The 16053-nt window shown below is 65.0% G+C and carries 11 protein-coding genes; 3 read left to right on the top strand and 8 right to left on the bottom strand.

Going from position 1 to position 16053, the window contains the following annotated elements; genetic code table 11:
* The 8 genes from FJY88_06610 to FJY88_06575 form a co-directional block, all read right to left on the bottom strand.
* The coding region (locus FJY88_06610; GenBank protein ID MBM3287006.1) for a hypothetical protein at positions 1 to 1731 on the bottom strand (1731 nt) is incomplete at its 3' end.
* Between the two features lie 198 nt (positions 1732 to 1929).
* Positions 1930 to 5469, bottom strand: a complete 3540-nt coding sequence (locus FJY88_06605; GenBank protein ID MBM3287005.1) for a T9SS type A sorting domain-containing protein — start codon at positions 5467 to 5469, stop codon at positions 1930 to 1932.
* A gap of 186 nt (positions 5470 to 5655) precedes the next feature.
* Positions 5656 to 6246, bottom strand: coding sequence for a DUF3501 family protein (locus FJY88_06600; GenBank protein MBM3287004.1), 591 nt, complete (start codon positions 6244 to 6246; stop codon positions 5656 to 5658).
* Positions 6247 to 6276: 30 nt separating this feature from the next.
* Positions 6277 to 7563 carry a hypothetical protein gene (locus FJY88_06595; protein ID MBM3287003.1) on the bottom strand — a complete coding sequence of 429 codons (1287 nt, stop codon included), beginning with the start codon at positions 7561 to 7563 and terminating at the stop codon, positions 6277 to 6279.
* Between the two features lie 73 nt (positions 7564 to 7636).
* Complete coding sequence (locus FJY88_06590) at positions 7637 to 8077, bottom strand: transcriptional repressor (protein ID MBM3287002.1); 441 nt, start codon at positions 8075 to 8077, stop codon at positions 7637 to 7639.
* Positions 8078 to 8146: 69 nt separating this feature from the next.
* Entirely contained in the window at positions 8147 to 9232 is a 1086-nt protein-coding gene (locus FJY88_06585; GenBank protein MBM3287001.1) for a phosphoesterase, read from the bottom strand.
* An 84-nt stretch (positions 9233 to 9316) separates the two neighbouring features.
* Entirely contained in the window at positions 9317 to 11227 is a 1911-nt protein-coding gene (locus FJY88_06580) for a PAS domain S-box protein (GenBank protein MBM3287000.1), read from the bottom strand.
* 119 nt (positions 11228 to 11346) lie between these two features.
* On the bottom strand, positions 11347 to 12603 hold the full coding sequence (locus FJY88_06575; GenBank protein MBM3286999.1) for a hypothetical protein: 1257 nt from the start codon (positions 12601 to 12603) through the stop codon (positions 11347 to 11349).
* Between the two features lie 952 nt (positions 12604 to 13555).
* On the opposite strand from FJY88_06575, the gene FJY88_06570 reads away from it, so the two are divergent.
* The 3 genes from FJY88_06570 to FJY88_06560 all read left to right on the top strand — a co-directional run bounded on the left by FJY88_06570 (position 13556) and on the right by FJY88_06560 (position 15964).
* Positions 13556 to 14374: a hypothetical protein gene (locus tag FJY88_06570; protein MBM3286998.1), complete on the top strand. Its 819-nt coding sequence runs from the start codon at positions 13556 to 13558 to the stop codon at positions 14372 to 14374.
* 272 nt (positions 14375 to 14646) lie between these two features.
* A complete protein-coding gene (locus FJY88_06565) occupies positions 14647 to 15099 on the top strand; it encodes a hypothetical protein (protein ID MBM3286997.1) in 453 nt (150 codons plus the stop codon).
* Between the two features lie 19 nt (positions 15100 to 15118).
* The gene (locus FJY88_06560) at positions 15119 to 15964 is read left to right on the top strand and encodes a hypothetical protein (protein MBM3286996.1); all 846 of its coding nucleotides are present in this window, start codon (positions 15119 to 15121) and stop codon (positions 15962 to 15964) included.
* Positions 15965 to 16053 lie beyond the last annotated feature (89 nt).

The raw sequence follows: 16053 nt of genomic DNA, 5'->3' as shown, positions 1-16053 counted from the left end.
CGTGGCTCCGACGCAGAAGGCGTCGTAGTGAGGCGTCCCGTTGTTCAGATTGCCGTCGTCATCGTCGGTGACGAATGCCGCGAGGATCTGATCCGGCATGCTGAGCGGTTGGATCAGCCGCCTGGCGAAGTGCCAGATCGGCCAGAGGACATCCGTCACGCCTTCCTCGCCGTAGATCAGCACCAGCTCCTGCCTCGAGTCCCAGTAGAAGCCGGAAACGAACTGGCCGTTGAAGTGGATCTGCCCAGACTGGTAATCGTCGGGATAAATGAGGGTGTTCTCCGCGTTCCTGATGCCGCTCGCGCACTGGTCTAAATAGAACCCCTCGCCGCAGATCGAGTTGCGATCCAGAAGGAGGGCCGCGGTGTCCGAGTTCCCCTCCCCCACGTCCGAGGGATTGTTCCCGTAGATCCACTGCGTCATCCCGTGCGCGTACTCGTGATAGATCACATCCCCCATCTGACCCGTGTTGCCGCATCCGCCCCCGGCCCGATAGAAGTTGATCGTGCTGCCGTCCCAGTAGGCGTTGCACGTGCTCGCGATGTTCGCCGTCGCCGACATCCGGTAGTCGGGCGATGTCCAGCTCGGATCGTACTGCTTCGCCGCGTCGTGGATCCGATTGCCGTGCAGATAGATGGCCCGCGCCGCGTCGTTCTCCCACCCATCCGTCCAGCGAATCTCGAACGCCACGCCAGGCGTCGCCGTCCCCGTGAACGTCCCGTCCCCGTCCAGCTGATCGTTCACGTTGATCCAACGACCGTCCAGCTGCGCCGTCACCGTCACCGGAGCCGTCCCGGAATGCGTGATCTCGTAGTTGCCCTGCAGATCCGAATAGCCGCTGTTGCCCCCCGTCACCGCCACCCGCATGTTCGGCAGCCGCCGATCCTGCTCCCCGTAACAGTACCCGTAATCCTCCACGTCCCCCGCCGTCGTCCCCACCACGTTCGCGTAGCAAACATCGTCATACCGCCACACCACCTCGCCCGTCGCCGCGTCCACGTGCGACACCCAGATCGCGAACGGCTCCTCCACACGATGCCGCACCCGCCAGACAAGCCGGTATCCCATCCCCTCCCCTTCCGGAACGGGAAGAATCAACAGCTCGCCCCCCTCGTCCAGATCGCGGCCCGCGACGAAACCGACATCTCTGGAGGCGAACTGGCCCGCCTCGGCGACCGTCAGGAGAGGACGCGTGGCGATCCCGATCGCGGGATGCCAGTCGGACCCGAAGTAGTAGAGGCGCCCCGACTCGGTCATCAGAAGCCGCAGGAACGAGTCCTCGACGGGGATCCCGTCATGTTCCTGCTGGAAGATGACCCCCCACTTTCCGAGGCCGTTCACGACGGAGACGAGCTTCATCTGAGCCGGATCGACCTTCAGCAAGTCCCGATGCTGGTCGACGAAGCGCCGCGCCGCATCTTCGGCCTGCGCCTCGCCGGACAGGAACCCCGTGGAGAGGTCGACACCCGGGCCATAGACCGCGTGGGGCGTCCCGTTCACGGCATTCCAGCTATAAGTCCATCCCGAACCGGCCCGGGCCTCGAAGAGGGCGGCCTCGGGGTGCTGCTCGGCGCGCAGCCCCTCCTGTCGCCACACGGGCGGGCGCTCCGCGCCCGGCCGCGTAATCGCCAGATCGGCGCGCTCCTCCACGGGGGCGAAGGCGTGCGCTGTTGCGATGCAGAATGCAAGGATCCCCAGGAGGATCACCAGTTGACGGCGGCAAGATGCCATCCCTGCTCCTTTCCACCCACCCCGGGATGGGGCGGGGAGCCAGATCGTCAGGTTGTCGAACTTTCGCGAGCCTGCAGGCTCGCCGGGTGCGGCCGATCGGGACAACAGGTCCCCCCACGATCATACCATGCGCGGGCGGCTCCCCCCATGGAGAGAGAGCCGCCCCGGTTCAGATCTTCATGACCCTCGATGGCGCGATCAACGAACGATCGTCACCTGCTTGAACTGGGTCACCTCCGGCGTGTCGATCTGGACGAAATAGATCCCTGACGGGACCGTGCCCGCATCGAACCCGACGGTGTGCTCTCCTGCGGCGGCGGGGCCGTCGACCAGGGTCCGCACCAGCCTTCCGGCCACGTCGTAGAGGGCGAGCCGGACGGTGGTCGGGCGAACCAGGCTGTAGATGATCGAGCCGCTCGCGCCCAGCGGGTTCGGGCGGAAGGAGAGGGTTCCGTGAGGCGCGCCCGCATTGGCCCCATCGACTCCCGTCACGGGTGCGCGCACAACCGTCAGAGTGACGTCGTCCACGGCCGCGTCGACGAGAGAGCCGGGAGAGAGATCCTCGGCGATGAAGCGGATCCTGACGGCGTCGGTGAGAGCGACATGCTCGGCCAGATTGAAGGAATACTGGTTCCAGCTGTTCGCGCTCGCGGTCGTGTACTCGAGATGCGTCCAGGACGACCCATCGGCCGTCACGTCGACCGCCCAGTAGTCCTGGCCCGGATTGTTGCCGAGGTTGTTCGTGTACCAGCGCCAGTACTCCAGCGTCGCGGAGACCGCCCCGCCGAGGGAGAAGACCGGCGACAAGAGCGTCGTCCGTCCGCCGTCGACGTCCGAATCGGGGGCCGCGCCGCCGACGGCGCCGTTGCCCGTCACGAAGCAGAGAGCCCCAGGATCCGGCGTGTGGTCTAGATCCGGCTGAACCTGCTGGCCGTTGTACTGCGTCCCGACGGGCTCCGCGCGGACCCAGCGACCGGCGGTAGCCGTGTCGCCCGAAAGCCCCAGCGTCCAGCCCTGATCTGTTTCGGCATGATCGGACCAGGCCCCGACGGAGAGCGGATAGTCGAGGGCGGCCCCGTAGCCCGCCTCGCTCGCGACCTCGACGTGAAGGAGGAGCGTCGTCGGGCTCGGGCAGCTCGAGAGAATCTCGATCTGGTAGGAGCTCAGAAGCCCCATCGAGCCCGCCTCCGCCAGCAGGCACTCGCCCTCGCCGTCCAGCACGACCACGTCAGGGCTCGCGCAGCTCAGCGTCGCGATCATGCCCCGCGCGTCTCCGTGTCCTCCGTTGGCGAGTCTCAGCTGGACGTAGAACGACTCCCCCGGGTCGGCGCTGCCGTTGGAGTTGCCGGGGGGAAGCGAGTCGTCGATCAGGATCGGCCCGGCGCCGAGGACCGGAGCGATGAGGACGAGGTTGAAGCTCGCGTTCCAGTCGCCGTTCAAGCTGTGTACATTCACGGCGATCGGAACGGGGTGCTGATCAGGCGCATCGCCGCTCACCTCGATCACGAAAGGCTCCGCGTTGGTCGCGCTCGAGTCGGCCATGATCTTGCCGAAGCTCCGCTGCGGCACGAGAATCTGCGCGAGCGGATCGAGCGTCGAGAGGGTCGCCTCCACGCCGTCCGCGGACTCAATGCCGACGTTGCGCAATGTGAGGGTCAACCCGACGGTCTCCCCGGCGTCGCAGGCTCCATTGCCGTTCCCCGAGTCCTCGTCCAGGACCGATGTTCCGCCGAGAACGATGTACGGGCCGTTCAAGGGCAGCACTTCCACGGGATCGATCACCGGGATCTTGTTGTAGGCGGTCACCGTCAGGGTGAGCGTCGTCGGCTCCTGGGGCGGGTCGGCCATTTGGATCGTGGCGTCGCCGAGAGCGTCGGTGTAGGCGGAGCCGTAGAGGACTCCGTCGGCATAGAGCGCGCAGAGCGCGCCGTGCACGCCGGCGACGCGCACCGCGTAGTCGGTCTGCGTCAACAGGATCGCTCCCTCGTGGCTCACCGACATCGCCGCGGGGGTCGCCGTGCGCACCGCGAGCGAGGGATCCCCGAAGATGTGCCAGGTGAGGAACATGTTCTGGCCGTCCGCGCCGTACTCATCCATCATCTGGCAGGAGCCGTTGAAACAGAGCCCCCCGAAGGTGCGCATCTCGTCATTGACCAGAAGGTCGATCACCTCGTCCTGGCCGCACATCGGCGGGTTCCACGACTGGTTGATCGACGACATGTAGGTCGCAACCGCGCCGATCGGGTTGCCCGCGCGCGTCGAGCGAAGCCAAGCCTCTCCGAAGCAGGTCCCCGCATTGAACTGGCCGTTCACGCAGGCGACGCTGCAGATGAAGGGGAGCATCCAGTCGTTCGCGAGGGCGCTGACGTTCGCGTTGGAGAACCCCGTCGTTCCCCAGCTCGTCATCGACCCGTGCCCGCAGTAGTTCACGATGCCCCGCCCGGCGTTCAGCGCGCTGGTCACCATCGCCGCCGTCGCGCTGGGGTCGTAGATCTGGTCCACGAGCGAGTAGGAGTAGGTGAGGAGCTTCAGCCGGATCACGTTCATGTGCTGGTAGTCGTACTCCCCGTCATCCCCCGGACCCTGGTCCGACGCGATGCCGGTTCCCTGGTGGTACCAGGCGGCCCCCGCCATCGGCGTCTTCTCGTACGTCACCGTGCGGGCGACCTGAGTCTCGACGTGGGCGATCGTCTCCGCCGAGAAGCGCCCGACGAAGAGATCGGGATAGTTGTCCGTCCCGGCGGCCAGGGAGTAGCTGGGGTCGGAGGCCCCACCGGCCGCCGACGGGGTCGCGATCTGAGCGGCATCCCCCACCAGGAGGGCGAAGGCGAGCCCCTCCGTCTGATAGAGGTTGGTGATGTAGGCGTCGATCAGCGTCGCCGTGTTGCCGATCGTCGAGATGTCCACCAGGCTCGTCGGAATCCCCATCTGATTGCGCCACTCGACGAACGGAAGCATGGCCGCGCGGAAGGCGTCGTGGACGATCACCACCATCCGGCCCTGCTCGGCCACCGGGACGTAGCGGCTCGTCTCCCAATTGAGGAAGTGCCGTCCGTAGATCCGGGAGAACTCAGCGACGACCTTCTCGGGCGGCGCCCCGCGAACCAGCGCGTTCCTCGTATCGAGCCCCGCGGCCGCGACCTCGAGTGTCATCCTGCTCGCGACCCGGAGGCTCCCGTCGGCGCCATGGGCCGAGAAAGGCAGGATTTCGACCGTCAGCCCCCGGAAGTCGCGCAGGATGTAGGGGGCCCCGCCGCGCGCCGACTCGACGGGCCACCATTGGTCTCTTTCATAGAACGCGTCGAACACGAACGGGACATCGGCGGGGTTGACCGTTCGAAGGATGTTCCCCTTGGAAGGCGCCACGGGATAGGCCGCGAACTCCTCGACGACGCTGTCGACGACGCGCACATCCATCCTCGCCTGATCGGGGATGATCACGCTCCGGCAGACATGAGGCAGGTCGGGAAGCCCCTTCTCGATCAGGTTGCTCTCGCCCGCCAGCGAGATGCGGTGGTAGGTCCGCCCATCGATCTCGATCGGCTCGGCGTAGAAGCCGGGAACCGAGCACTCGAGAAGGATCCGGTCGGGCGAGGAGTCCAGGACCCTCACTTCGACCTGCGTTCCCTCCGCGCCACCCAGCGAGATCCAGGAGGCCGAGGCGCTGCCGGGCAATAGAAAGAGCAGACCGAGCAGAAGGGCGACCGCGGCCGCCCTCGACAACGAATGACCCATCATGATGTCCCCCGATGGCGCGCTCCGCGCTCCGCGCGTGCCGCACCCGTCGCGCTGCCGCACACTTATCGAACGACCAGGGCCCTTCCCTTGCGCAAGAAAAGGTCCAATTCATTATACCACTGCCCCACGCAGCCAGATAGACCGCATCCACCCATCCACCCAAGGCCGCGCAGCTCCCTTCCCCGGTCATACCTCGCCGAGATCTCCGGCCAGCGCCGTCCGGACCGCCGGACTCAGATCCGCTGTCGCTCCGTAGCCCCGCAGCTCGACGACAAGGGCGGCGGGAAGGGACGCATCCCGGAACGATGCGGCCGCTTCCGCCGTGAAGGCGAACGAGAGCCGCACGGGGCCGAACGAGGGCGCCCCGGCCGCCGGATCGCCGCCGGCGCGGGCGGCGACGCGCGTCGCCCCGCCTACCTCGATCGAGACGCCGCCCCTCTCCCTCAGATCCCCGAGCTCAACCGGAGGCTCCGAGAAGGGCTCGCCGTCGGCGAACTCCACGAAGAGGGTCGCCGCCAGCGTTCCCGCCCTCGGCAGCAGCTCGTTCACGGCATCGATCTCGCGCTCGATCTCCCCCTCATCGACCGTGCGCCGCGCGCGGAGCGCTTCCTGGATCTGATAGGCGAGCGCCTCGCGGCTCTCGAAGACCGCCGAGAGCCTCTTCCCCAGCCCGACGCGCCTCGCCGCTCGTTGCTCGATCGCCCGCCGGCGGATCTCCGCCCGCACCTTCTCGTAGCCCGCAAGGTCCTTGATCTCGGACCGCCGGATCGGCTCCACGCGCCCTCCCCCGGATCCTGATGGAGTCCGTCAGTCAATGCCCGGCGGGTGGCCGTGCGCCTCGCAGAGCATCTCGATCGGGTGATGCACTCTCTTTCCCGATCGTGCCGAGATCAGCATCCCCGCCGCGAGGCAGTCTGACACGATCCGCTCGGGCCCGAGGTCGTCGATCGCGCGCAGGAGCGGGCGGGCCGTCTCGAGGGCATCGCTGAAACGCCCGGCGACGAATCCCCAGGTCCTACCCATGCCGCAGCACCCCTCCAGGGGGGTCACCTTAAGGCCCCGCACCATCCGCAGGAGTTGAAGGCCCGCGGGGTCCGATCCGCTCGGCCGCGCATGGCAAGAGACGTGATAGAGCACGCTCCCCTGCCGCGAGGCGGATGCGAGGTCCAGCTTCCCGCCGCGGTGCATCGCGAGCAGGTAGTCGCACAACTCCCAGGTGGCGGCGGAAACCCTGGCGGCGTCCTCGCCCGGCGCGAGCCACGGGTACTCCGAGCGGATCATCCTCGCGCACTCCGGCTGGGGTGAGACGATCGCGAATCCATCGTCGGCGTAGCGCCTCAACAACCGGAGATTCTCCTTGGCGCTCTCGACGGCCTCGTGGAGCTGCCCCCCCTCCAGGCGCGCCCGCCCGCAGCAGCGTTGATCCGGAGAGACGACCTCGATTCCGTGTCGTGCCAGGAGCGACACGGCGCTCCGTCCGACCTCGGGGCGGAAGTAGTTGACGGAGCAGGAATGGAAGAGGGCCACCTTCCCCCGTCCGGAACGCGCCATCTTGCGGAGGCGCCGCTCCTTCTTGCGGATCCACCGATCGAACGTGGTGCGACGAAAGCTGGGCATGGGAGCGCGGTGGTCGAGTCCGGTCGTCCTCTGCAGGAGCCGGCGCGCGATCGAGGAGCGCCCGATCCAGTTGGAGAAGGGAGCGGCCAGGCTGCCGATCGAGCCGGCGAGGTCGGGATTGAAGATCAGCCCCCGCCCGTGGGGCGCTCCTCGGACCCGCCCGCGGACGATCCTCTCCCTCAGGAGAAGCCTCGGGAAGTCGACCGCCCTGCGCGGATCGACCTCCTGCGCGTACGGGCAGACGACGGCACACCGCCCGCACTGGAAGCAGAGATCGCTCGCGCGCAGAAACTCCTCCGCCATCCGCTCGCGCCCGCTCAGAGCGCCCAGGCCGCCGGGCCCGCCGCTCAGGGCGCGGAAGGGTGGGCAGAGGTTCTCGCACCGTCGGCACTCTCCGCACTGTCGCGCGACTCGGAGGAACTCGCCGCGGAGGTCGTCCTCGCTCCAGAAGAGGCTCGATTGCGGGTCGGAGGTCAAGGCGCGATCCCTCGCGCTCCGTGGGAACGGCCGCCGGGGACCGTTGCCGCGGCCCGGCGTGGCGCCGCCGATGTCAGCGGAGGCGATCCTTCCTGCCCGCGCACCGAGGACAGTGCCCCAGGATCTCGACGCGCTGGTCGAGGACCCTGAAGCCGCGCCCGTTTCCTCCCCGCAGTTTCGGCGGGGGGGCGAGATCGCCGGCGGGGAGATCGGCGATCAGGCCGCAGATCACGCAGTGCAGATGGCTGTGCGGATCGGTGTTGGGATCATAGCGGCGCCTCCCCCCGGCGTCCGGGATGACCCGGATCTGGCCGGCCCCGACGAGGGCCTCAAGGGTGTTGTAGACCGTCGCGCGCGAGATTCGCGAGTGCCTCCTCTTTGCGGAAGCGAAGATCTCATCGGCGGAGGGATGGCGGACGTTCTGCCAGAGCGTCGCGATGATGGCGCGGCGTTGGGGGGTCCATCGGAGCCCTCCCTTCCTCATGACCTCGCGAAGGGTGTCGGGGTTGTCCATGCTCACCTCGCCCGGTTCTGGCGTCGCTGACTACCCTATCAGAGCCGGGGGGCGGCGCCACTCCCAATCCTATTGAAGCCGTGCAAGCCGGGATGACCTCGTCCCGGCCGCGCCGACCATGCTGAGGAACCGTCTGGCGAGCGACCGCTCGGCCCGCCGCGCCGCCGTCTCGGTCCCCGCCTGACCGATGAGCCGGCCGCCTGCGATCATGTCGTGCCCCCCCGCCACGCCCTGGGGGCCCACGATCGTGCGGATGACCCGGCCCGCGTTTCTCCTCCTGTGGTTCGTCCGGACAGAGAGGAGGAGATCGCCGCCGCGGCGCCCGATGGCGAGCACCCATCCGATCCCCTCGAGGCGGATCATGAGATCGGCGAACTGAGCGACCATGTCGGTGCTCCTGACCTCGCCCAGGATCGTGACGACCGCCTCCCCGTGAATCGTCGTCCCATCGATCGCGCGATCGATCATGGCGAAATAGCTCTTCGGCAGGCGGGCGTGTTCGATTCGCGAGAGCGCCTCGTTGTCCACGAGGGGGAAGCAGCACAGGAAAGCCCGGGCGTCGGCCTGCCCCGCCTCTCTTCCCAGATTCTGGGTCTCTGACCGGATGGCGTGGAAGATCGCTGTCGCCAGGCGCCTGTCGGGCTCGATGCCCGCCGCCTGAAGATACTCGAAGAGAATCGTCGCGGTCGCCCCGTACCCTTCCCGCACGTCGTGGAACCGGGCGGCTCGCGTACCGTGCCCGCAGGGGTGATGGTCGAACACGATCGTCGGGAGTCGGCCCGGCGGAAGGCTGTTGTTCCCCGCGCCCGGCTGCGAATCTACAAGCGCAAGCGCGTCGAACGACTCCCATGAGACGGAAGCGGCCGAGCGCATCGGGATCCGCAGGACCTCGAGCATCGCCCTGTTCTCGCTGCGGCCGATGATCCCCCCGTAGGCCAGCATGACGCGCCTGATCGGCATCGCGCGGACGATCTTGCCGAGCGCCCAAGCCGATGCGATCGCGTCCGGATCCGGATGATCGTGGGTCAGCACGAGCAGACGCCGCGCTCCGGCCAGGGCATTCTTCAGCCGGCGAAGGCGGCTGATATCACGCGTCACGACGACTCCGGGGCGCTTCAATCTCGCGGGCGCAGGATGCGATTGCGCGAGGCGCATGGGGATGTTCTGACCGTCGCGCAGGCACGCTGTAGGCTAGCATCCGGTCCGAGAGCCGGCAAGCGGCGGAGGGAGTCTACGCGATCAGGCGACGCGCTCCTCGCCTTCCCCCTCCACGGCCCTCTCCGGGATCTCCGCCGTCCGATCGCGCAGTCCCTGAAGCAGGCGGCGGGCCGTCTCCTGTTCCTCCGTGCGGAAGACGAATTCGGGGCCGACCTGAGGAGCGCGGGTCGGCCGACTGGCGCGCTGGACCGGAAGATAGACCTGCGCCACCGTCCCTCCCTCCTCCCGCGCCCAGACGTCGATCCGGCCGCGATGGCGCTGGACGATCCCGTAGCTCACCGAGAGGCCGAGACCCCTGGCCTGCGGCCCCTTGGTCGTGAAGAAGGGATCGAAGGCCCTTTTGCGCACCTCGGCGGTCATGCCGACGCCCGAGTCCTCGATCTGGATCAAGACCGACTCCAGCAGAGGGCGGACCGAGGCCCGGATCGTCCCCCCGCCGGGCATCGAGTCGGCGGCATTCAGGAGGAGGTGCTTCATGACTTCAGCAATGAGGGTCTCCGAGCCGTCGACTGTCGGAACCTCCTCGGCTTGGACCTCGACGCGGATCGGCCCTGCGCCCGGGCTCCTCGTGACCCGCCACAGGTTCTCGAGGTAGCCGACGACCTCCCTCAGGACGGTGGAGGCGTTGACCTCGCGGAACGGGAGATCGTTCGTGCTTCCCGCATACTCCTGCACCCGCTTCACGATCTCCCCGCCCTGTATCGCCGAGGCGCGGATGACTTCCAGCCCCTTGCGGACGTCCGCGGAGTCAGCCCGCGCCAGCAGAAGCTGTGTGCGCCCCAGGATGACCGCCAGGAGGTTGTTGAAGTTGTGCGCGACCATGGCCGTCATCTCTCCGATCGCGCTCAGGCGCTCGGCCTGCACCATCTGCCGGGTCATCTGCTTGCGCTCGGTGAGGTCGATCCAGAGCAGCTCGACGGCGGCCGCGCCATGATAGCTGACGCGGTGCCCCCTCACCTGGAAGTCGAGCGTCTTCCCGCCCCGCCCGATCCCGACCCAGTCGGCGTCGATCTGCCTCCCGCTCCTTTCCGTCTCCGCCACCGAGTCCAGGGCGATCCTCGTGAAGTCGGGGTGCACGACCCGCTCCAGTCCGAAGGTGTCGTTGGCGACCTGTTCGTCCGTGTATCCGAAAGTCCCGAGGAAGGCTCGGTTCACGAACTTGAATCGGCCTCCCTGCAGAAGACAGAATAGGTCGGGCGAGGCCTCCACGAGGAGGCGGTACTTCTCTCGCGACTCCTCGAGCTGGAGCGTTCGCTGACGCACTTTCTCTTCGAGCGAAGCGTTGAGGTCCCGCAGATCATCCCTGGCCCGGATCAGGTCGCTCCGCTGGCGATCAAGGCGCTCCGCCGTCTGGCCGAAGCGCTCCGCCAGCATCTCGATCTCGTCCCCCGTCCGTATCGCAAGCGACGGCCTCCACTCGCCATGAACCAGCCCTTCGGCGGCCTCGGGCAGAGTGGTGAGAGGCCGGGTGATCCTCCGCGCGATCAGCTGCGAGACGCCGAACGCGCAGGCAAAGCCGAGCAGAGCGAAGAGGAGGATCACGACGCGGATCATCTGGGCCTCTGCAAGCACGCGCTCCATCGAGACGGCGACTTGAATCGTGCCCCACCGGCTCCCGCCGGCCGACTCCAGAACCGGCTCGATCCGGACCAGACGCGCGCCGCCCCTGCCATCGTTCTCCAGAGCCGAGAAGGCCCCCTTCGCCGCCAGGCCCCGCAGGCTGATCGAGTCCTCCGCCCTCCGGCCGACCCGCTCCCGCTCGCCGGTGATCCCCGCGATCAACCCCTCCTTGTCGATGATCAGAAGCTGCAGGACGTCTGGCTCCTGCACCGCGTCCTCGGCCATCTGCTGGAGGGTGACGTAGTCGTAGGCCATGAGGTGGGGAGTGCTCACGACCGCCAGGTTGCGCGCAAGCGTGGGCGTGCAGTTCACAATTGGAGGATCGAGAAGATCCTCACAGGCGCAACGCTACGCGGGAGGGCTTCCCCATGAACGCCAAAGGGCCGCTGATCAGAGGTCTCCCTCAAACGTGACCGGATGGAGATTCCTCTTTAGAGAAGAGTCTGCTCAGAGGTCCCCTCGAGCCTGAGTTCTTTCTCCGTGAGCCGTTCTCGGGCCAGACCGTCCATGATCACATAGGGCTGCATCAGTGGATTGCTGAACCGGAAGCGATAGCGATGAGGAACCCCCACCTTCTCCAGAATCCTCCCTCTGGGAGCATCACAGAACTGGTTCAGATGGCGAGCATACGCGGGAATATCATAATCGCGGTGCATGATCCGACTCAATGGCCCGCGCACTTCGCCAGCGTTGAAGTAGCCGAACGCATCATGTCGACACAGGGCACATGCAAGGAGAACATCGCGATGAAGTGTCCCTGCCCTTGGACTGAAGACGGCAGCCTGAAAGGCGGTGGCAATCGAGTGCTGCGCATCCTTAACCGCCCGTCTGACTGCCAGATCTACATGTGACAGATCGACGCTTGTAGTCCCCTGATCCAGTGCGGATCGAGCGGCGGCCAATGCGATCAGGTGGGTGTAATGAGGCAGGCCCTGCGAGAGCGACACTATGTAGTTCCGAGCATCACCAGAAATCTCGATCGGCGTTCCGTCAAACCCCTTGCCGATGATCTCTTGTAGCTCATCCTTGGACATGCGAGGCATCTGTATCTGTATCAGTGCTCGTTCAATGGACTGGTGATCCGAAATCAGCTGATCGATGCTATCTGCCACTCCCACAAGTATGAGCGTGGCCCGAGTGGAGCTATCGGATAGTGCCTTAACAGTGTCTGCGACACATCGCCTTGCATGCTGATTCTGGATTCTGTCGTACTCATCGATGATCACGATGAGCACACAGTGACCTCCGACCTCGGCAAGTGTCTCCTGGACAAGCCCGGGGACTATCTCATCAGGCATTCTGTCTGTGAGGCGCTCAATTGTCTGGATGGAGTCAGGAGCGAACCCGGCGGGTCGCTTTGTCGAGCTGACGCGGATACCTGCGAAAATCTGCCTCCATAGAGAGGAGTAGGTCTCACCCGTCGAGCAGTTCACGCGTGGTGCCACCACGGTCTCGACGGATTCCAAGAACTCAGACAGGACCATGGAGAGCGAAGTCTTCCCCACCCCTCGTTCACCGAAAATCAGGGCATGTTGACCCTGTTGCAAGATCGCGTCGATGGCGCGACGCACCTGCTCACGACGACCGGCGAAGAGAGCCTTCCCTTGGATGGGAACAGCTGGCGTGAATCTACCGCCCAGCTGTTGGGCAAGCTTCTCACGATCCCCGGGGGAGAGTTCGGCTCTCACGCCTAATCTCTACAAGTAGATGGCCAGGTTTGTCAAGTAGGTGGCCGTACGCCAGCAGGACGCCTCGTGTCCGCACGGTCCCACAGCTTTACTTCGTTGCACTTCGGTCTTGTATCCGATCTCATGACTTATGGTTAGAGCGGATCTTCGGAGCTGGTCCTGGATAGCCGCCTCTATTGCGACCACGCCCTGCGAGCGACACCCGAGGGGGACGACTTCAGGACGGTGAAACCCACGGCAACTGGTCAGATCGTGTTGGTACTGAACCGCCCCGCCGTTCCCGCATGGTGGAATTCTTGAGAGGGTGGCGTCATGGGAAGGCCAAGCAGGTATGCGCGGGAGGTGCGGGAAGGGATCTCGCGGATGGTTCTGGAACACGAGCGGGAGCATCCTTCGCAGTGGGCGAGGATCTGCTCGACTACGGGGAAGGTGGGTTGTTCTCCGCAGACGTCGCGCAGCAAGGCATCAATCCCTTGAGCGTTCTCCGAGCTTCCCTTTCCTGCTACGCCCTTCATGAGCAGGCGGCAAGTTCGCCCGGGCGTATGGCTGTCGAGTCTTCGCCGAACTCGGGGCAATGCCCGCCTTATCGGCGGATGACCCCGCTGTTCGCTGACTCGTCAGCACGGCCTTTGGCCTTTCCGAGAGCCAGGAGAGGTGCTGAGGGGGCATGGCGGTCGCGGCTTGGCCTCACCGGTCTGGAGGAGGAGGATCCGGAAAAGGCGATCTTGGCTGCTGAGCCGGGTTCGCTTCTCTTTCCGTTGATAGGCTGCGAGTTGCTGTCGTAAGGCGGCGTTCTCCAGGGAGAGGGCGGCCTGGGGGAGGAACCCGGCCCGCAGGATGTGGAGCAGAGCGGATACGAGTGTGCCCACAAGGCCGACGAGCGTAGTATAGGGAGCCGGTAGATCAGCGCGGGAGAGAGGGTAACGAGTTTTCGCGGAGAACAAGAGTCCCGGTGGAGTACTCTATCTTCATTGATGACTGGGAACACGGGAAGGGCAGGGAATCGCCCTCGTATCGCCAAAGTGATGCGCACGGTTTCCTGGCCGCACTGATTCCCGGAGCCGGTATTGCTCCTGTCAACGCTGCTGTCGCTGAAATCCAGCAAGGATTTCGAACAGGGGAGAAGAACAGGCCGGTCGAGCTTCATGGCTACGAGATCGCGGCCGGTGAGGGGCATTTCAAGGGCATCGCCGTTCCCGATCGAGCGGCTCTCTTCGGGCGTGCACTGGCAGCCGCAGAAACACAGGGTGCCGAGTTCTTATACGAAGTCCTCGAACCGGATGATCCGGTCTTCAGGGACACGCGGGCGAAGCTGCGCGAACACCTTGCGGCGTCAGGTTACTCCGGAGATCTCGGACGCTGGGGTGAGAAGAAAGGGCCGCGCCTGGCGATCGCAACGTTTCTAAGGCACTTTGCCCTCCGCTACGCGATTGCAGAGAGGAATGCGCACGTCATCGTGCTCGTTGAGGACTCCAACGTTCCGCGGGACGATATCAAGTGCCGTGAGATGGAGAAGGCCTGTCGAGAGAAGGGTATCTCTCTTGTCGAACACTACGGACAGGATTCAGCGAACTGGCCCGGTCTGCAAATTGCCGATCTCGCCGCGACTGTGGCCCGGCTGCAACTGAAGGTGCGGGATCATGTCGATGTTGATCGCGAAGCAGGCGTTCCTGTCGATCCGAGCAAGTGGGATGCCTTTACGTATGAACTCATTCAGCAAGACATCCTGTTCCGAATCACGCTCCGGCGCGCGCTAGATGACCTGAAGTAATCGGGAGTGAGGTCCGCTGATTGGGGGTAAGCTGATTCGAGCCGGGTCGCGATGTCCGCGCGTCCCTTGTGGAGCATGCCCCTTGCGACCCGGTAAGCAGCCCCGGCTAAGGTGCCCCGAGTTGCTATCGCAACACTCACAGTCGCCTCCGCCGCGGGACGCGCTTGCTGTCAGGCTGGACGGGATTCTCTGATTGCGTTCATCTACCCGGCGGGAGTTCGAACCGTCGGACCGACCAGTACCGAACGAGGAAGCGGGGGGAGGAAGCTGGCATGTGGGAGAAGATCGTCGGATGGGTCAAGGCCCTGTTTGGCGGCAAGATCACGGCGCAGATCGGCAAGTGGAATCGGGCCCTTTCTGGTTCCAGTGGTGGCGACCAGTCACCCGTCCTGACCGCAGGCAGAGACATCCATGTCAGTTTGACCGGGAGTGTGGGCCCGCAAGCTGCATCGGTCGCCGAGTTGGAGGCAACGATCCCCGACTTGCTTGACGAGCTCCGGGGCCATGTCACGGATAACCCCCTCATCCGCGACATTATCGTTCTGAACACGAAAGCCAATGCCTACAACTGGCCAGACGCACACGTCAGGTTCACGGCGGACGAGGATCCCAGGATCTGGAATCAGATCCGGATCCTCGTGAATCGAGGACTTGCATCCGAGGTCAAGTCTCGATTCGCATACCGCATGTCAGAGGATCTTGTGCACTACCTAAGAAAAGGGTAGCAGTCGTTCAGGGGCATGTATGAAGCGACATCGCACGCTCCCGATGGACTTCGATTTCCGCGCGAATGCACTGGCGATCGAGATTCAGGACTCCTGGCAGGATGACGTGAAGGCTCTTCATCGACAGAATCGGGAAACGTTGCTCACGCAGCTGCAATCGCAGTTCGGAGAGGACGAGTTCGATGCAAAGCTGGTTAACTTCCGAGCCCTCGGGCCAAAGCCGTTTTCTATCATAGCCTTTCATAACCGATTTCTGGAGCAGTGCCGAAGGGCGTTCGTGATCGGAGGATACTACCCTGCTCCCGTCGGTGCGTGCGCACTCGGCGAGCGCATCCTGAATCAGACCATCTTAGTGCTGAGGGACGACTTCCGGTCTTCTCCTGAGTACAAGAAGGTCTATACGAAGTCGTCATTCGATGACTGGGAATTCGCGACCGCAGTCCTCGACTCCTGGCATGTTCTACTTCCCGAGGTAGTTACGGACTACAACGCGCTCGCCCAACGCCGCCATCGCGCGGTTCACTTCGATCCAGTGACGGATACGAATGACAGGGACCTTGCGCTTGAAGCGGTTCAGCTCGCGACAAGGATCATCGGGGTGCAATTCGGGCTCCTCGGATCCCAGCCATGGTTCATCCCTGGCTCACGTGGAGAGAGCTTCATTCGGAAGGAGGCAGAACAGCAGCCGTTCGTGCGGAGGATCTACCTGCCGAATTGCCCCCTCGTCGGCCCCTTCCATCAGCTCGACGGAGCATCCGGGTCTTGGTTGATAGTGGATCACCATGAGTATGAGGATCGAGAGATCAGCGACGAGGAATTCCTGAAACTGAACCGCCCCGGGTTTTCCGGAGAGTTCATTCCGTGACTCCGGCCAATTCGGCTGGAGTCTGTTGACGACGATAGTACGCCTCCTCATGCTCAACCGGTGGAACATACCCGATCGGCTCAAGGAGA

This window comes from Candidatus Eisenbacteria bacterium (assembly GCA_016867495.1).
Taxonomy (GTDB): domain Bacteria; phylum Eisenbacteria; class RBG-16-71-46; order CAIMUX01; family VGJL01; genus VGJL01.
Note: the sequence above shows the minus strand (reverse complement) of the source record. Positions and strands in the feature narration are given on the sequence as shown.

Coding starts and splice junctions, on each gene's coding strand:
- FJY88_06605 (MBM3287005.1), bottom strand. CDS start 5,469: ATGATGGGTCATTCGTTGTCGAGGGCGGCCGCGGTCGCCCTTCTGCTC.
- FJY88_06590 (MBM3287002.1), bottom strand. CDS start 8,077: ATGGACAACCCCGACACCCTTCGCGAGGTCATGAGGAAGGGAGGGCTC.
- FJY88_06585 (MBM3287001.1), bottom strand. CDS start 9,232: ATGCGCCTCGCGCAATCGCATCCTGCGCCCGCGAGATTGAAGCGCCCC.
- FJY88_06565 (MBM3286997.1), top strand. CDS start 14,647: ATGTGGGAGAAGATCGTCGGATGGGTCAAGGCCCTGTTTGGCGGCAAG.
- FJY88_06560 (MBM3286996.1), top strand. CDS start 15,119: ATGAAGCGACATCGCACGCTCCCGATGGACTTCGATTTCCGCGCGAAT.